The 15675-nt window shown below is 61.8% G+C and carries 12 protein-coding genes and 1 pseudogene; 3 read left to right on the top strand and 10 right to left on the bottom strand.

What is annotated here, in order from left to right; all coding sequences use genetic code 11:
* Positions 1–14 precede the first annotated feature (14 nt).
* From dndE to dndB, 4 genes are read right to left on the bottom strand one after another with little or no spacing between them, the layout of a single operon-like run.
* Positions 15–392, bottom strand: a complete 378-nt coding sequence (dndE, locus tag NE234_RS23180; protein ID WP_252782594.1) for a DNA sulfur modification protein DndE — start codon at positions 390–392, stop codon at positions 15–17.
* Complete coding sequence (dndD, locus tag NE234_RS23175; protein ID WP_252782593.1) at positions 382–2376, bottom strand: DNA sulfur modification protein DndD; 1995 nt, start codon at positions 2374–2376, stop codon at positions 382–384. The genes dndE and dndD overlap by 11 nt, the downstream gene beginning before the upstream one ends.
* Complete coding sequence (dndC, locus tag NE234_RS23170; RefSeq protein WP_252782592.1) at positions 2363–3886, bottom strand: DNA phosphorothioation system sulfurtransferase DndC; 1524 nt, start codon at positions 3884–3886, stop codon at positions 2363–2365. The genes dndD and dndC overlap by 14 nt, the downstream gene beginning before the upstream one ends.
* Complete coding sequence (gene dndB, locus NE234_RS23165; RefSeq protein WP_308206917.1) at positions 3883–5013, bottom strand: DNA sulfur modification protein DndB; 1131 nt, start codon at positions 5011–5013, stop codon at positions 3883–3885. Before dndB ends, dndC begins: the two co-directional genes overlap by 4 nt.
* 64 nt (positions 5014–5077) lie before the next feature.
* Between dndB and dndA the strand changes: the two genes are divergently transcribed.
* A complete protein-coding gene (gene dndA, locus NE234_RS23160; RefSeq protein ID WP_252782591.1) occupies positions 5078–6241 on the top strand; it encodes a cysteine desulfurase DndA in 1164 nt (387 codons plus the stop codon).
* Here the strand turns inward: dndA and NE234_RS23155 are convergent.
* From NE234_RS23155 to NE234_RS23135, 6 genes and pseudogenes are all read right to left on the bottom strand, one after another.
* Positions 6238–7674, bottom strand: coding sequence for a DNA phosphorothioation-associated putative methyltransferase (locus tag NE234_RS23155; RefSeq protein WP_252782590.1), 1437 nt, complete (start codon positions 7672–7674; stop codon positions 6238–6240). The two genes, dndA and NE234_RS23155, sit on opposite strands and share 4 nt — an antisense overlap.
* 257 nt (positions 7675–7931) lie before the next feature.
* Positions 7932–9635, bottom strand: coding sequence for an ATP-binding protein (locus tag NE234_RS23150; protein ID WP_252782589.1), 1704 nt, complete (start codon positions 9633–9635; stop codon positions 7932–7934).
* 500 nt (positions 9636–10135) lie between these two features.
* Positions 10136–10789 (bottom strand): hypothetical protein, encoded by a 654-nt coding sequence (locus tag NE234_RS23145; RefSeq protein WP_252782588.1) that lies wholly within the window; start codon positions 10787–10789, stop codon positions 10136–10138.
* Positions 10790–11496: 707 nt separating this feature from the next.
* The gene (locus NE234_RS23140) at positions 11497–11880 is read right to left on the bottom strand and encodes a transposase (RefSeq protein WP_256529238.1); all 384 of its coding nucleotides are present in this window, start codon (positions 11878–11880) and stop codon (positions 11497–11499) included.
* Positions 11881–12039: 159 nt separating this feature from the next.
* Positions 12040–12198, bottom strand: coding sequence for a DUF397 domain-containing protein (locus NE234_RS46035; RefSeq protein WP_406567052.1), 159 nt, complete (start codon positions 12196–12198; stop codon positions 12040–12042).
* A pseudogene (locus NE234_RS23135) lies at positions 12195–12994 on the bottom strand (helix-turn-helix domain-containing protein). Before NE234_RS23135 ends, NE234_RS46035 begins: the two are co-directional and overlap by 4 nt.
* A gap of 860 nt (positions 12995–13854) precedes the next feature.
* On the opposite strand from NE234_RS23135, the gene NE234_RS23130 reads away from it, so the two are divergent.
* Together NE234_RS23130 and NE234_RS23120 are read left to right on the top strand one after the other, a co-directional pair.
* The gene (locus tag NE234_RS23130) at positions 13855–14310 is read left to right on the top strand and encodes an ATP-binding protein (RefSeq protein ID WP_252782587.1); all 456 of its coding nucleotides are present in this window, start codon (positions 13855–13857) and stop codon (positions 14308–14310) included.
* Between the two features lie 337 nt (positions 14311–14647).
* Positions 14648–15658 carry an endonuclease/exonuclease/phosphatase family protein gene (locus NE234_RS23120; RefSeq protein WP_406567056.1) on the top strand — a complete coding sequence of 337 codons (1011 nt, stop codon included), beginning with the start codon at positions 14648–14650 and terminating at the stop codon, positions 15656–15658.
* Positions 15659–15675: the final 17 nt, after the last annotated feature.

Raw genomic sequence — 15675 nt, 5'->3', positions numbered from 1 at the left:
TGGCCAGAGCGGCGCTAGTCCAGCGCTATCTGAATTAGGTCATCGATACCTCTAAGGCTCTTGCGGCCAGCAAGGTGTCCGATACCGCGGTGGACGTGGATGAGCAGAGTGTCGGAGATTGTCTCTTCTGTCGGCTCATTCCCGTCTGCTAGGCACCGTTGCTTGAGAAGAGCGAGGTAAATGTCGCCATAAACGCCGGCGAAGGTTTTCCAGTTCATTTCGACGTTAGAGTCCGGGACGATGTCCCTCACAAGTGGCGGGGACGGGTCCTGTAGCGACAAGGCCAGCGCCCAGCGACACAGGGTGTTCCAGTTCTTGATCCCCGTTATACGCTTAAGTTTTATTAGCTGGTCCTTAGCCGGTTGTGATAGCCGGATACTGTCAAGCGACATCTGAAGCTCCTGCAGTCCACCAGTAGCCGCGTTCGATGGTGGTGGTAAAACGCTTGTCGTCGTGAACCAACATATAGGTATGTGCGATAGAGGGACTCAGCTTCGTTAGGAGGTGCTCGTCGATCTCTTCATCGGTGGAAAGCAGCATGACTTGATGACTCGCGAATGGGAAGTAACGCTCCACCAGCTGCTCCCGGTGCCGACTGTCGAGCCGTCCGAGCGGCGTGTCTACCACACTAGGCAAGCGCTTCCCCGCTACCCGGGCGAGCCCCCACAGAAGAGCGACTGCAAGCAGCTGCCGTTCCCCTGCGCTGAGACGGGACGGATCAAGCTCCTCATCATCGGGACCGACCAAAGTAAGAGTGAACTTGTCGGTGTCGATGCGGAGATCCCGTACCAGATCGCTTTTACGCATAAGCCGATTGAAGCTGTCCAATACTGCGACTTCTAGCCGACTTATGTGTCGCTGAAGGAGTGTAGACCCGAACTTCTCCAGTGTCTCGCGAGCTCGGTCCGCGTATGAGACGATCCGAGTTGAAGATTCCGTCTTGGCGAGCTTTTGAGCACGTCGTTTATACGCACGCTCACGATCGAGCAACAACTGTTGCCTGTGCCGTTGAGATTTGGTGAGCTCTTCCTCGATTGTAGCCAGAGCAGACCGAATTCGGGTTACTCGGTCACGAGCAGAATCTCGCTTCTCAATGAGCGCAGCGATCGCATTCTTGTCCGGGACACCGGCGAGTTGTCGCTCCAGAGTGTTGAGACGCTCTCGGAGCTCTCTTGCCTGCCTGACCAGTTCGCCAGCTCGCGTGGCCTCTTGGTCGAGCATTTGGTCCAGCGAAGACAGTTGGGGAAGAGCACTGGGTGGGAAGTTGATTACTTGAGGCGTCTCTGTGGCTATCTTGGTGCGTTCTTGCCGATCTGCGGATAGGTACTTCTCCGCTGCCGCGACGCTCTCTGAAGATCCGAGTGTCTTGAGTGTTTCGAGGAGCAGGCGATCTCGCTCGTTTAGTAGTTCGATCACCTGGGCGCTCTCTGCGGCTGAATGCTCCTTGCCGACTTGCTCACGAAGTGAAGCAAGGTGCGGCTGAAGAAGAAGAAAAGGGAGCGGCCCGGTAGCCAGAGCGTTCGCGAGTGTCTCGTTAACGCTCCTAAGTATGAACTCTGCTTGTTCTGTCTCCGCCTCTAGCTCAGCGCGCCGGCTGTAGAGGTCACCACCCTCTTTAGAGAAGGCGGTATCGACGGCCGAATAGTCGGCTTCAGCTCTGGCTAGACTGTCGCGAAGGGAAGCGACTCTCTGGTTGAGATCAGCGCATTGCTGGTCAGCCTTCCTGATGTCGTCTTCTATCAGTCGAATGCTTCCGATTGTTTCGTCGTCCTCATCCAGCACCTTCTGCCGGCGCTGCAGAGCGAGCAGATCGGTGCGTAGCTTCTCGACAGTATTGACGCCTAGAAGCGAATGAACTGCAGACTCTATGACTGGGGCAGCGCGCTCTGGGTCGGCGAGAGATTCGATCTTCTCTCCGTCGAAGAAAAACAGCGAAGCGGCCTCAAGCGGAAGAATCTCTTCGATGTGGTCTGCCCAGTTTTCGCTTACGACCTTGTCATGCTCGCCATCAATGAAGACATCGAGAAATTCTCGAACAGCTCTGTCGTAGGCTTCCCAGCTACGACAAACTCTATAGATTCGTTCCTGCCCTTCGAGCGTCGTCGAAAACTCGACGACGACATGCGCATGCTTGGGATCTGCTTCCCTGTTGACGCTGTCTTTGAGGTAAGTTTCATAGGGTCGGTTGCCGCGACCGCTGGTACGCGCACGCGGACCATAGAGCGCTAGCTGGATCGCGTCCAGCAAAGTTGTCTTCCCGCAGCCGTTGAGGCCTCCAATCAGGATGATCGGACGCCCAGGTTCTGTGGTGAGGTCAAGAGACTGTTCGCCTGCGTAGGCGCCAAAATTCTTAAGCGTTACCTTATGAAGCAGCATTCACAGTCTCTTCGCTAAAGAGGGGCAGCTCTGGAACTTCCTGCGCTGCGCGAAGTCGCCGGGCGTAGTCCTCGGCGTCGTCCTTGTTCTCGTAATAGCCGCGACGGATTGTCTTTTCCAACTCTTCAAAGAGCCCAGCTCGACGCCGCATCGTTCGGTACTTACGCTCTACTGCGAGAAGCTCCCGCATCGTGGTGAAGTGTAGCTCGTCGTCTCCGCATACCTCTCGAAGCAGCTCCATCTCATCTCCGGCCAGGGTGAGATGCTCATCGAGCGGCTCGCCGGGGAATTCCTCACCGGTTTCTTCCTCGTAGATGCGCGGGAGGAGGTCTTCTATCTCATGCTTTTCGAACACCCATATACGCCGAATCTCGTGAAGCTCATCCATGGTGATGAGTTCAATATTGCGAACGCTTTCTGGAGCGTTCCTTCGGATCCAGGTCTGTGCGTTAAGGAGCTCGCGCAACCACTGCTCGCGTGCTTGCTGGGTGTACGGGCCATGGACAACGCGGTCGTTGAAGAGCTGGATAGTGCCGTTCATCTTCCGCCAGTCTCTAAGATGCTTGTCGTCGCGGTAGCCTTCCTCGTTACGCACGTCAAGCTTGTTCCGCAGCTCGAGGAGGGGGAGCATCCACTCCTTTTCCTCGTCGTTCTGAATCATCGCCGACATCGACTTGTCCTGGTCGACGAGGGTGCATGTCCAGCAGCCAAACCGACTATCACCGCACGAGGGAGTGGTGTTGTCAACGACCAGCGGGCACTCGCCGTCGCTGGATGCCCCTTGGTACATCGTAAGCAGGTCCTTGTTCTCATGCCCCCATGGGTTGGGCTGCTGCATGAGGAACGTCCAGACCTCGTCGTTGGACCAATCCTCGATCGGGCTATAGACAAGAGAGTTCGGCAGATTGCCGTTCGGGGAGAGCCTGTCCCGTACACGTCGTTTTTCGTGCTTGGCCATCGTTTTCGCGCGCATCTGACTCTCGGCCTTGCGGATGCCCAAAACCAGAATCGTCTCGCCATGCTCACGGACGACTTCGCGGATGAAAGAGTTGGACGGCCGAATCTTCAGTCGTTCAGTGCACCAGCGGAACTTCGGACGCGGCGCGGGGTAGCCGCGGCCGATCAGGCCAACCCAGAACGTGTCCTTGACGTCAGGTGTTAGCCGGTGTGGCGTGATCGGTAGTTGCTTGTCTTCGGCCGCCTCACCCATCGTAACGAGAGATTGCGTCACCCAGCTTGCAACGATCGGGTTCTCGACCAGAGTATCGGTGGAAATCACATGCACTGGCTTGTTGCGCTTCTCGGCAGGTAGCCCTTGGAGAGCGAGCCACACCAGCTGCAGCACTGCCGTTGAGTCCTTACCCCCGCTATAGCCCACGACCCAGGGCACGTCATCGGCTTGGTAGAGCTCCCGTATCTCTTCAGTGAGCTCGGTGACGACGGCTGCGAGACCACCTCGGTCCTTGAAGGGAATGGCCCGGCGAGTCGGGACACCCAATGAGATGCTCATCGATCTCCTCGCAGGTAGGTCGCTTCAACGTGAGCTTCTTCAGGTCCAAGCTCAAGGCCGAGTTTGTTCCTCAGATAGTTCACGGTCAGCACTACGTTTGAATGATTTTTCGAGACCCGGCCTCCGACGATGGCCCGACCCTCCCAGTCCGAATTGGTGCGGGACCAATCGACTCGCTTCAAAGGTTCAAGTCGCGGTTGCCAGGTCTGCTGATCAACAGACTCGCGGAGCAGAGTGTTCCCGAGTCGGCCCAGCGCGTGTAGCGCGATCCCATGGCTGTGGAGATACTGACGCCGGACATCGGCAGCGGACATCTTGCGTTGCCGGACGAGCCGCCACTCAGGTATCAGCTGATCGATGGCCGACCAGAAGGCATCCGCCAACTCGGCTGCGGCGTCCTCTCCGTCAAACTCGACGCCTTGGAGAAGTGAGCGTGTTGCGTAGTAGAGAGCGCTTAGGGTGAAGAGCTTACGGGACCGCGCTGACAGCGTGCTGCTCTCCATCTCGACGAACCCCCGGAAGATCGACGACTTCAGCGCCAGGAGGCGGGCTACCGTGGCGTGTTCGTCGCGGTGGTCGTACAGCACACCGATAGATCGGGCCGGCCGTACCGCGTGGCGATTGAGGTCGGCGAACATCTGCTGGCTGCGGGCGAGCCCTGCGTCCTGGAAGAAGACAACGGCGATCGTCTCATCGCCCAGCTCGGGATTCTCGTTGAGCGCCGCCTCGATCGCCGCACGGCGGTGCTGTCCGTCGTTGATGAGGAACCGAGCCGCCATCGGGATGTGTAGCTGCCCGATCCGCATGCCGGGCCCCTTGTCGGAGATTCCGACGAACTTCATCTCGCCGTCGACGGAGGCCGTCAGCGCACTGAACACGTAGTCGCCAGGGTTGTCGATGATGTACGCGGCGAGGGCTGGGATGCGGCCCTTGTTGAGCACCCGCTGCGCCCGTACCTCAGGAGCAAGCTCATCTTCGTCGAACAGGAAGATCTTGGGGATGAGGCGAAGCGGACACATCGACACGTAGAACTCCCGACGCGCCTGAACCCCTCTGATCGCTGGGAAGACGTACTCGAATCCTGCGGTTGTGCCCGTAGCAGACAGCAGTGATGGCGGTGACCCCACTGCAACAAGGTACCGTATGTACGTCAGTGATTTCACGTGCCTACGTCATGATGGGGATAGAGGGGTGCCGCAGCAGATGGCCGCGTACCTGGACTCAGCAGCGACAACGCGGGTTGACCCACGCGTCGCAGAGGTCGTCCTCCACTGGATGGTTGAGGACTTCGGCAACGCCGGCAGCAGGACCCATGAGTGGGGCACCCGCGCTAAACGAGCCGTGCAGCAGGCACGCGACCAGCTCGCCACGCAGGTAGGCGCTAGCCCGTCCGAGCTGATCTTCACCTCTGGTGCAACCGAGAGTAACAACATCGCACTCCTCGGACTTGCCGCTTACGGGGAAAAAGAAGATCGTCGTCACATCATCACGTCCGCCATCGAGCACAAGGCTGTGCTGGAGCCTCTGGAACATCTTGCGTCTCGGGGTTTCGAGGTCGACTTCCTCTCCCCGGGGCCTTCGGGACGGCTCAGCGTGGAAGCTGTTCGAGAGCGGCTACGCGATGACACGCTGCTCGTCTCTCTCATGCACGTCAACAATGAGACCGGGGTGATCCAGCCGATCGCCGAGGTTGCTGATCACCTGCGCGATACGTCCACCTACTTCCACGTCGACGCGGCCCAGGGCTTCGGCAAGCTGACGGAAGACCTGAGATCGCCGATCGATCTCATCAGCATTAGCGGCCACAAGATCGGGGCGCCTAAGGGAGTCGGCGCACTGGTGATTCGCCGGCGCGGGCGCAACACCGTGCCCCTCACCCCCCTCATGTACGGCGGGGGCCAGGAGCGCAAGCTCCGGCCAGGCACCTTGCCGGTGCCACTGATCGTTGGCTTGGCCAAGGCAGCCGAGATCTTCGAGCGCGAACGGGATCAGTGGTGGGGCGAGGCAATTGCGTTCCGCTCGCGCCTTGTCGGAGCACTCCAGAAGACCGACCTCCACATTAACGGAGAGCAGGAACACGTCGTTCCTCACATCCTCAACGTCTCATTCAACGGTGTCGACGCCGAGGCGCTGATCGTCCAGCTCAAAGAACTCGTCGCCGTTTCGACGGGCTCAGCTTGCACTAGTGCGTCCTACACGCCTAGTCATGTGCTCCGGGGGATGCAACTGCCGGACAGCATCGCCGCCAACGGACTGCGCTTGTCATGGTTCCCTGACCAGGTCGCGGACCTGGACATCGATGAGATGGTTGCCGAGATCGCGGAGTTCCAGGTCGGGACCGCTTCTCTCGGCTAACTACGACGTCGAACCAGGCGATGGCCGCGTAGCTCCCGCCCGCAACGCTCTAGTTCGGCCTCCCAACCTTCCTCGGTGCCGATCAGATGTGGGTTCCGATAGAGACCGGCACGCGTCTCGGATTGAGTCAACCGGCGGTACTTCGAGACGTCCGGGTCGTCAGGGGCGAGGAACTCATGCTTGCGATGAAGGAGCGGTCGGTTCGCTGAGTCTTCGTACGACTTGAACGATGTCTTCAACGTCGTCAGATCCACCATGTACGACGAGTGCAGCTTCGGGTGCGGGTCGGTGTCGAACTCCGGATAGTCCAGCCAGCTCACTGCCCGGCCTTGATGACGCAGTTTGGCGACTGTCCAGGAGGCCGGGCGGCCAGCCGCGATTGAAGCGCAGTGCTCGTAAAGACGTAGCACCGTTGGTATCCGATCGATCGCGCGTCTGTGTACGTAAAGCGCTGTAGGCGTCAGCTTCCCGACCTTCGACGCCTGCATCGCCCCTCTGACGTAGGTGTCGTCGCGTAGCTTCAGCAGCAGGCGGTCGGCCCTCATGCAGGCTTCCTTGTACGAGGAGAAGAATGTCCTGACGTCCAGTTGCAAGGATATGGGGAGGCTGCCGTAGGGCCCACGCCCGTTGAACAGCTCGACCGCAAGGAACAGAAGCGTAGACAGGGTCGACGCCTTAACACCAGCCTCGAGCTTTTCGGTGTCGACCGTCTTCTTGACGATGCGCTGTAGTTCGTTCGACCGGAGATGGGCGAGAAGGTTGGCCATCTCCAACGGCATTTCTTCGAGCCTGGGTAGCCGACCGCGTCGTTCGGTGTAGCCCACGACGGCGGCTATCGCCGATCCGGTATCGTCGGAGGCCAGCCAGTCGGCGTGTGGAACGATTTTTCTAGCTAGGTAACGAAGGCGTGCGTCGTCTTTCTTAAAGGCGTAAACGATGCCGGGGGCCGCAGAGACACAGCGGACACTGGTTGTCTCTTCGACATAGGAACGGAGCTCTGCCGGGCTGAACAGATGTTGGAACGTCTGTCTGCTCGTCAGGACACCGTCCTCGTATTGCCTGCCTTGGACCTTCGATCGGTCCCAGGTGAGTCGTGTCGTTACCACGAGTAGGCGTTTGGCAAGCCCCCATGCGCGTTGAAGCGCCTGGTGTCGCTCTTCGGGGTCCTCGATGACGTTGAGGACATAGGTCATCAGTACGACGTCCGCCGGTCGGGGAGTCGCGTCGGGGGCGAAGAAAGGGTCCCACCCCTGCGCTTGAAATTGCATCCCACACAGACCACGGACATCATCGCCGCGGCCACTACCGTAGTCCAAAACGCTGGTGGACGCGTTCACCTCGCCATCGACGACGGCCTGCCGGGCCGCAACCGATAGTGCTGTACGGCCGATAGCTGTGAGGCGGCGATCGCTCTCCCAGTGCAACCCGGACATGGAAACTCCTACTGCTTCAGCCGACGGCACCTTAATCCATACCGTGACTGCCGAGGTCTCGCCCGGCGCTTGCCGAACGAGACCCCAGTACGATGCAGTCGGATCAAGATTCGAAGTTGGCGTTTCTAAGCCGGCGAGCCGCTCTCCGAGGGTATCGTACGCCGTGCCTTCAGGAGACGTTCTGCCACAGGCGACCGGTTGCGCTCCGGGTCACACTAGCGTGGGCCTTGGTTCGATGCCCTGTCCGATGCGGACGTCTAAATCACGTCCTTAATCTTACCCATCAAGGAACGCAGGAATTTACCCCAGTCATCGCGCAGCTCCAAGAATTTTGTAGGATCCGCATCCATTGATTCGGCTTTTGCATAAGCGATTATTAGCAAAGTCAAAGCTTCCAGTGTCCGGCGCGCAGTGCGAGTCGCCTCATCGCCGCTGACGCTCCCAGGGGGAGCCTCGGCGATGACCCTGATCGGCTGCCAGAGTTCTTGGTAGAACGGGTGTCGCTCATTGAGCCGGACGATTATTTGGTGACTGAGATGCTGGATGTCGATGAAGTTCGCGCCGGGGAAGTCAACTGTTTCTACCACGAACGGAAGGTCGGCTATTCCCTTGAGGTATTCGGCCTTATCCTCCGGGCTTTCGCGTCCAGTGTCCTTGGCGAGCCGGTCGAGAATCTGCTGCTCTTGCTCTGCTCCAGGGCCGGCAACCTTGCTCTTTGCCAAGGTTCGGTCGGCTCTTTTAACGGCATCAAGGATTTGGGCGTGCTCTCCCGAACGCTCCTGAGTTTTCCTTGATGCATCTCCCCAGATCTGCTGGATCTCGCCTCGCGCTTGTGGAATCCACTTTGAGAGACGCTCGCGGAGTAGAGCGCGTAGGTCGCCGTGGGGCTCTACCCCGCGCTTAACATTACGCACGCCCATGTATTCGTCGAGTTCGGGCGTGAATTTAACCTCGATTCCGATGAATCGATCGGGATCTTCTACGCCGCCGGGCAAAATCTTCGGGACATTAGTGTAATTAATTTCGCGGTCCAGGCGAACGAACGATAGCGCTCCTTGGTTGTCGGGCACCCTGAGGCGAAGAGCGAGCTCATCGCCACCCATGCCGCGCCGACGGATAACCTCCGGTGGATAGACGGTCACCCGAAGGCGCACTCTCCCACCGGCGAACGTCAGAGGTTCGTCGGCGATGAGTTTTGGGTCGTAATGTTCTTTGGTATCGAACTTCGGTTCGACGTCCTTTCGTCTGTAGTGCCTGCTGAGCTCGCGGTCTGCGAATGTTCCCTCCAAGAGGTAAAGGGGGTCATGTGCTCGGAGATTTGTGTCGTTTACTGATATTTCTCGGCCACCGTCCAGGAAATAGCGGAACATCCGGGAGAGTTCCTTCTCGATGTCAATGCGAAGCTTATTTGCATCCTCCGCGTGGCGACCTTCTTCGAGTCGATCGATCTTTGACCATACGACCAAAGTTCCTGTGCCGTTCGGGAGAAGGTCGTCGAGTTCCTGTGGGACAGGAGTACCTTTGGGAGGCTCGATGAGGTCGTTACCTGCTGCCTGTTCGGCTGCTTCTAGGTCGAAGTAGACGTGCATCCACGGCGATTCGGCGTTAGTGCGGCTCCATACGTCGAGTCGCTCGCTGAAGTTCAGTGCAGCCAGCTTGGCGCCGACACCATACTTCCCGATTGTAGAATTCGACATATACCTTGTCGAGTAGCCGATCTGTGGGTAGTGGTGGAGGATATCAAAATCCATGCCGGTGCCGTCGTCTGCGATGGCGATGCGGTGGATATGCTTCTTGCCTCGCTTATTCTGACCTTCGTCGAGGCGAATCTTAATACTGTTCGCCTCCGCCTCCAGGGCGTTATCCACGACCTCTCCGATCGCCGCCGCGAGGCTGTAGCCAGAGTCGCGTAGCGACCGCAAAGCCTGACCGGTCAAGATCACAGGAATACGATCAGTCATCAGTGTCTCCTTTTCGATTCTCGAGTTGAGATGGATTCGGCGAACGCTTCTTGGAATCTGATAGTCGCGTCATAGGGCGGTGGCGGGGGCTGATGATGCGTCAGAGGGAAGAGCTCGCAAGAGGGCTTCCCGCTCGAGACGGCCGCCGCTGCAGTAGGGGCAGCGTCGCCTTGACCCTGCGGGTCGGGCAGGATGCAGGCGGTTGAGCACATGCCCATCGGAACGGAGCTCGTGGTACCAGAACGCCTCGACAAAGAATGCCCGCTCCGGTGAAGATACCGTTTCCCACGCGACGTGAGTCGCAACTCCAAGAAGGGGGTGGCTACTCAAACGTCGGCGCAGACAGGTATCCGAACGCCCGACATACAGCGGCTGCCCATGCTTGAGCAGCAGATAAGAGCCAATCGACCGATCAGGGACATACAACCGGACGGTGCCGGGGTCGAAGCTGAAGGCGAGACGCGACCAGGTGCCGTTGGCCAGCTTTACCGGAGCCCCCTTCATGCTGCTATCTCGTCCGCTTCGAAGATCGAGAACGCTACAAGGCGGATCTCCCGCCGGGCGCGATCGATCGTCCGGGTCGAGACGTTCAGACGACGGGCCGTCTCTGAGATGCTCTCCCCGTCAATCATCCCATCCAAGACGTGGACACCCACGGCACCGAGACTCGACTTTATGCTCACCCGCAAGCGCCGCTCGAGATCACCTGCCACCGCCACATCCTCCGGCGTAATCGTCGAGACGAGAGCTGTGCCGGCAACCTTGACCGCTGGCCCGTGGGTACGGACTGACGGCGACCGTGTTCCCCGCGCCTCCGCTGCGAGCGAGTATGTGTTCGAGTCGACGCGACCGCCGAAGGCGATGTGGTCCGGGGCGGTCAGTGTGGCAATCGCAGCAAGTGTGCGGGCCTCCGCGTCGGCCGTCCGCCGGCTCGCCAGTTCTGCATCGTGGAGGACATCATGCTCGAGGAAGGCCGGTTCGGACTGAGTACGGCGCGAAGAGAGCGCGTAATCGATCGCGCGCTCAACGATCAACGAGACTCTACTGCCGGGATTACGCTCAGTAACGACGCCCGATGCAGTGCGTCGCGTTAGTCGTGACTGCAGAGACTGGAGGACGGCGACCTTGGCGTCGCCAAGACGCGACTGATCCATGCTTGACCCCTTTAGCCCGCTCGCCCCGTTCGGTGGCAAACCGGCGATGTCGATGATGGAACTGAGGTAAGGGTAAGTCAGACTTTCCCCTGTTTTCCACATATGTACTGGGCGGCAGGAGTCGAGATCGCGACACGAGAAGCCAACGATCTTGGTGTCGCCTTTCGGCCAGCCGTCTGACCTTAGGTTTTGCAGAGGCCTCACCACATCCAGGCTGTCCCTGGCAGGCGTCCATCCTTCCGGCTAACTATGGGCGGTTGGCCCGCTACTGCCCGTCTGTAGCTGCCTTGCCCATAAGTCATCCGGCTGCCGAAGCAGCAACCAGTTGCCGGGACACAGGTCCTGGTAGGACTTTGTTAGTTCGTCATGGTGGTCGCTGGTGGCAGGTGGGGCAGCGGCCTGTCCAGGTCGCGAGCAGCACCTGGAGTTGTTTGAGGATTTGGTAGAGAGTCAGGCCGCCCCAGCCGCTTTTGGGCTGGTCAGACGAAGCTCGGCGAGAAATTGATGGGCGGCGGAGGCCAAGGTGACGTGGCGGTGCCAGCCGGTCCATGAACGGCCTTCGAAGTGAGTGAGGCCCCAGGCCGGTCTTGAGTTCGCGGTCAATCCGCCAGCGGATCTTCGCCAGGCGGACCAGTGTCTTGATGGGCGTGTCGGGTGGGGGGCGTGGATAGCCAGTAGTCGGTGGGCTCGGCTCCGCCTGGCGGCCATTAGGCCAGTAGCCAGCACTCCGGCAGGCTGCCGTCGTCGGCTCGAGGGATGTCGCGGTTCGCGGACCGGGCCCGGATCGCGATGAAGCGGGAGCGCATCTTGGCGGTGGGGTTGCCTTTGGTCTTCTTGCTGGCCTGGCGCCAGGTCACCCGCCTTAGGTTCGTGCGGCCGGCGGCCAGCACCAGGTCAGGCAGGTTGGCGGCGTTCCCCGCGTAGCGTGGTGGCGGGCGGCTTCGCCCGGAATACGGCGGCGTCTGTGGTGCCGCGTCGCCGGGATAGGCGCTGGTGGTGGCCTTGACCGCCATCACATAGGCCAGCCCCCGTTCGGTCAGGCCGAGTCGGAAGGTGGGGTTGTCCCCGTACCCGGCATCACCGACGACCAGCGGCGGCGCATGCCCTCATACGGCCAGTTCATCGAGCATGCCGAGCGCAAGCTGCCACTTGGGGCATCGTGATCATCATAGATGATCACGGCCTAACAAAGTCCTACTAGCCGTTCGGTTTGCTGTGGTACGACTTGCGCCACTGGATGTGGAGCCTGGTCATGGTATGACGCTCGGTGTTGCCGTGATCGGAGTGCTTTTGCCGCTTAGGGGCACCCGGCCACTGGGCGTCTTCCTCACGATTCGTGCTACCTCGACGCACGATGCGTTTGGCTCACTCCGCTTCGACTTGCGCCATCTCGTGGAAGTCGTCGTCATGTATGGAGTCCTACATCGCTAACGATCTGGTCGGCAAGCTCACTGAGGAAGGTGAGGCTGCTTACTTCCGACAGTGCCGAGGACCGTACGTACTCGTACCTGCGTATGTGGCGTGACACTTCGTTGTGGTCGGTGTGGAAGATATCAGCGGATACGGTCTCTGCGACTGCCATCGGAGGATCGCTTGCGTCCGGGAACGTGAAAAGGACCAGCTGTGACCTCGGCATGAGGCTGGTGGCCATGCCGGTGATGACAGGGAAAACGCGTACTGTTAGGCGAGCATAGGTTTCGACAGTCTTGATGACGTGAACTGGGCGTGCATCACGCTGGGCGGGACGCTGAAGCGGCGGAGGCCTACCTCGTCAAGGATGACCTCGTAATCCGGGCCGTCGTGGCGCAGGACAGTGCGCTGTCGCTGGAGTCGGGCTTCGACGAGGCGTTCGGGGATGTAGGTGATCGGGCCTTCGGCCTTCGCGTGCTCGATCAGAGCCCAGGTGTAGTCCGGGGTCTGGAGGAGGCCGGGCATGGCGCCGGGCTGGTACTCACGGATCGTCTTCGCGCCGGACTCGATGTCGGCGTACAGGCGCTGCCGGTCGCCCATTGCGTCGCCGTAGGAGTCCCACCAGCCGCGCTCGGCGGCGTCGCGGGCGATCTCGTGCCACTTCTCGCCGGTGACTCCTAAGACGTCGAGGATCTTCATCACCTCGGCGAGGTCAGGGCGGATGTGCGCGTTCTCCAGCTTCGAGATCTTCATGCGCGACTGGTGGATCTGGCAGGCGAGCTGGTCGGCGGTCATACCGCGTTGTTCGCGGAGCGTACGCAACTCCGCGGCGAGTCGCCGGCGGCGGACGAAAGGGCTGCTCATCGTCGACCTCCCAAGGGCCGTCGATCACCTGACTGTCGAGTCCGATTACAGCAGGTGTTGTTCGAACACACCCCGGAATCGGCGGACATCGGCGCTGGTGAGCGAGCGAGTACCGTGCCGCGCTCGAACGTTCGGCCATCTGACGTTCCGGCATGGAGCTCGCGGACGGGAGAGGTTCCGCAACAGCGCGTGCGAATCGCGTATCTCCGCGCCGAGGCTCGGTGGCTCGCTGTGAAAGGTCGAGCGGCTGGTGTGAACTGACGGCGACCGGACGGAGCCACGGTGGCCTGTCCTTCGAAGCGCTGGTGAGGATTCCATGGTTGTCGGGACGGCAGGAACGGGCCGCCGGAGGGGGCGACGGCTCACGAGCCACGTGCGCGTCCAGCCCGCTGGCGTGCCCCGGCACGTACGCCCGTCGTCGCCCCTCCCCGTGGACGCGTGCGCCGATTCGTGTGTCGGCTGCAGCCGTCCGTTGCGGGTGGCCGTCACGCTCTTCGGCGACGTCGACGCGCCGCACTGCGCGTCGTGCTGGCCTGCGGTCGCGGCGCTGATCGGGGCGCGCGGTGACCGCGTGTGCTACACCTCCGCCGCTCGCTCCGTACTCGCCGCCCATCGCGGGGATGGCGACGATCCGCCCTGCACGCGTCACCTCGACCTCGAAGCGCTGGGTCGGTGAAGCCGTGCCGCAGGTGATCCCGATCAGGCATGCGTACGCCCGCGGCCACCCACGACCTCAAGGACGCCTGTCGCTCCCTGCAGCCGCTCTCGCCTCCGACGAGCCTGTCACGCCCATGTACTGGCGCCGCGCCTTCCCCGGCGAGCCGGTCCAGGTCGGTGCCGCCCGCGTGTTCGTCGCCTACCTGCTGGCCGGTTTCCCGCCGCTGGACGATGTCCTCCTCGCCCTGGACGAACTCGCCGTCAACGCGATCCGGCACACCGGCTCCGGGCGTCCAGGCGGCGCGTTCGCCGTGGCGGTCTACCGCGACGCGGCGGGGGTGACCGTCAGCGTCACCGACCAGGGCGCTTCGACCGAGCCCCGCGTAAAGGGCCTCGCCGGCGCCATCGACCCGGTCGATCTCGCCGAGTGCGGCCATGGGCTCCTCACCGTGACGGCCCTCGCCATCACGTGGTACTGGAGCGGCGCTCCCTGCTCCCGTACCGTGCACGCGACCTTCGCCGTGACGCACCTCCGGCGCGACCACACCGCCACTCCGGCAGACCCGCTGCCTCCAGAAGCGGCGCTGTGAGCATGGTCGGCAGCGGTGTGCATGAGGATGGGCATGCCGCCGCCGATGGCGACGATGCGTTCGGTGATCTCGTCATCGGAAGGGCCGGAGGTGTGTACTCGACGACCAGACACGCATGCTCTCGAAGCCAGGAGCGGGCGCATATCGTCGGCATATCGAAAATCGCATACGTGCTCGCAACACCACGCTGTCTTGACTAGCGGTATGGCTCGAACCCGAGGATGCCGCAGTGACCGGCAGTGAGCGAGAACAGACGATCGCGCCGGTGGACCCGGCGGAGGGCGGACAGTGCGGCACCGTCCGCCGGGATACCGGCTCCGGCACCCGGCGCGCGGGCATCCGCCGGGCGATCCGCGCCGGCTGCCGGCCGGGGCCCTGGAAGCGCGGCCTGGTCCTCGCGGCGCTGGCGCTGCTCCTCGGCCTGGTCATGCTGCTGCACGCGCAGATCCCGAACCGGATCGGGAACCTTGGCAGCCTGGTGGAGACCTTCCTGCCGTGGTTCGGCCTGTTCGTCCCGGTGCTGCTGGCCGGGGCGCTGTGGCGTCGCTCTGCCTCCGCGGTGGCCGCATTGCTGCTGCCGGTCACGGTGTGGCCGGCTCTCTTCGGCGGGCTGCTCAGCGACAAGTTCCACCCGGGCGGCGACCTTACCGTGGTCAGCCACAACGTCAGCGCCGATAACCCCGACCCGGCCGGGACCGCCCGAGACCTGATCGCGTCCGGGGCGGACGTCGTGGCGCTGGAGGAGCTGGCACAGAGCGACGCGCGGCTGCTGGTCGACCCCACCGAGCTGCGCGCCCGGCAGGCCACGGTCACGTACGAGAAGGCGTTGGGGAAGGTGTACCCATACCACACGATGCAAGGCAACGTCGGGCTGTGGAGCAAGCTGCCGCTGTCGGACACCCGGCCGCTCGACATCGGCGGCGACCCGGCGACGCACGCGGTCCGGGCACTGCGCACCACGGTGACCACGGACCAGGGGCCGCTGGCGGTGTACGTGGCCCACCTCGGATCCGTACGGGTGATGCCCAGGCGCGGCTTCTGGACGAGCGAGCGGAACGCCGGCGCGCACGCGCTCGCCAAGGCCGTCGCCGCCGAGCAGAACAAGCGGATCGTGCTGCTCGGCGACCTGAACGGCGCCGTGGACGACCGCGCGTTCGCCGGACTCACCGCGCGGCTGCGTTCGGCCCAGGACGTGGCCGGGGACGGCTTCGGCTTTACCTGGCCGGCGAGCTTCCCGATGGTGCGGGTCGATCAGATCCTGGTCCGAGGTGTGCGGCCGGTACGTTCGTGGGTGCTACCGGCCACCGGCAGCGACCACCTCCCGGTCGCGGCCGGGATCAGCTGGTGAACTCCTTGGAAGCGCCG

The organism is Actinoallomurus rhizosphaericola, assembly GCF_024055675.1.
GTDB classification, from domain to species: Bacteria; Actinomycetota; Actinomycetes; order Streptosporangiales; family Streptosporangiaceae; genus Actinoallomurus; species Actinoallomurus soli.
Note: the sequence above shows the minus strand (reverse complement) of the source record. Positions and strands in the feature narration are given on the sequence as shown.

What these genes read in the sequence shown, in the direction of transcription:
- dndE (WP_252782594.1), bottom strand. Translation starts at nt 392, where the DNA reads ATGTCGCTTGACAGTATCCGGCTATCACAACCGGCTAAGGACCAGCTA.
- dndD (WP_252782593.1), bottom strand. Translation starts at nt 2,376, where the DNA reads ATGCTGCTTCATAAGGTAACGCTTAAGAATTTTGGCGCCTACGCAGGC.
- dndC (WP_252782592.1), bottom strand. Translation starts at nt 3,886, where the DNA reads ATGAGCATCTCATTGGGTGTCCCGACTCGCCGGGCCATTCCCTTCAAG.
- NE234_RS23155 (WP_252782590.1), bottom strand. Translation starts at nt 7,674, where the DNA reads ATGTCCGGGTTGCACTGGGAGAGCGATCGCCGCCTCACAGCTATCGGC.
- NE234_RS23150 (WP_252782589.1), bottom strand. Translation starts at nt 9,635, where the DNA reads ATGACTGATCGTATTCCTGTGATCTTGACCGGTCAGGCTTTGCGGTCG.
- NE234_RS23145 (WP_252782588.1), bottom strand. Translation starts at nt 10,789, where the DNA reads ATGGATCAGTCGCGTCTTGGCGACGCCAAGGTCGCCGTCCTCCAGTCT.
- NE234_RS46035 (WP_406567052.1), bottom strand. Translation starts at nt 12,198, where the DNA reads ATGACGACGACTTCCACGAGATGGCGCAAGTCGAAGCGGAGTGAGCCA.
- NE234_RS23130 (WP_252782587.1), top strand. Translation starts at nt 13,855, where the DNA reads ATGTACTGGCGCCGCGCCTTCCCCGGCGAGCCGGTCCAGGTCGGTGCC.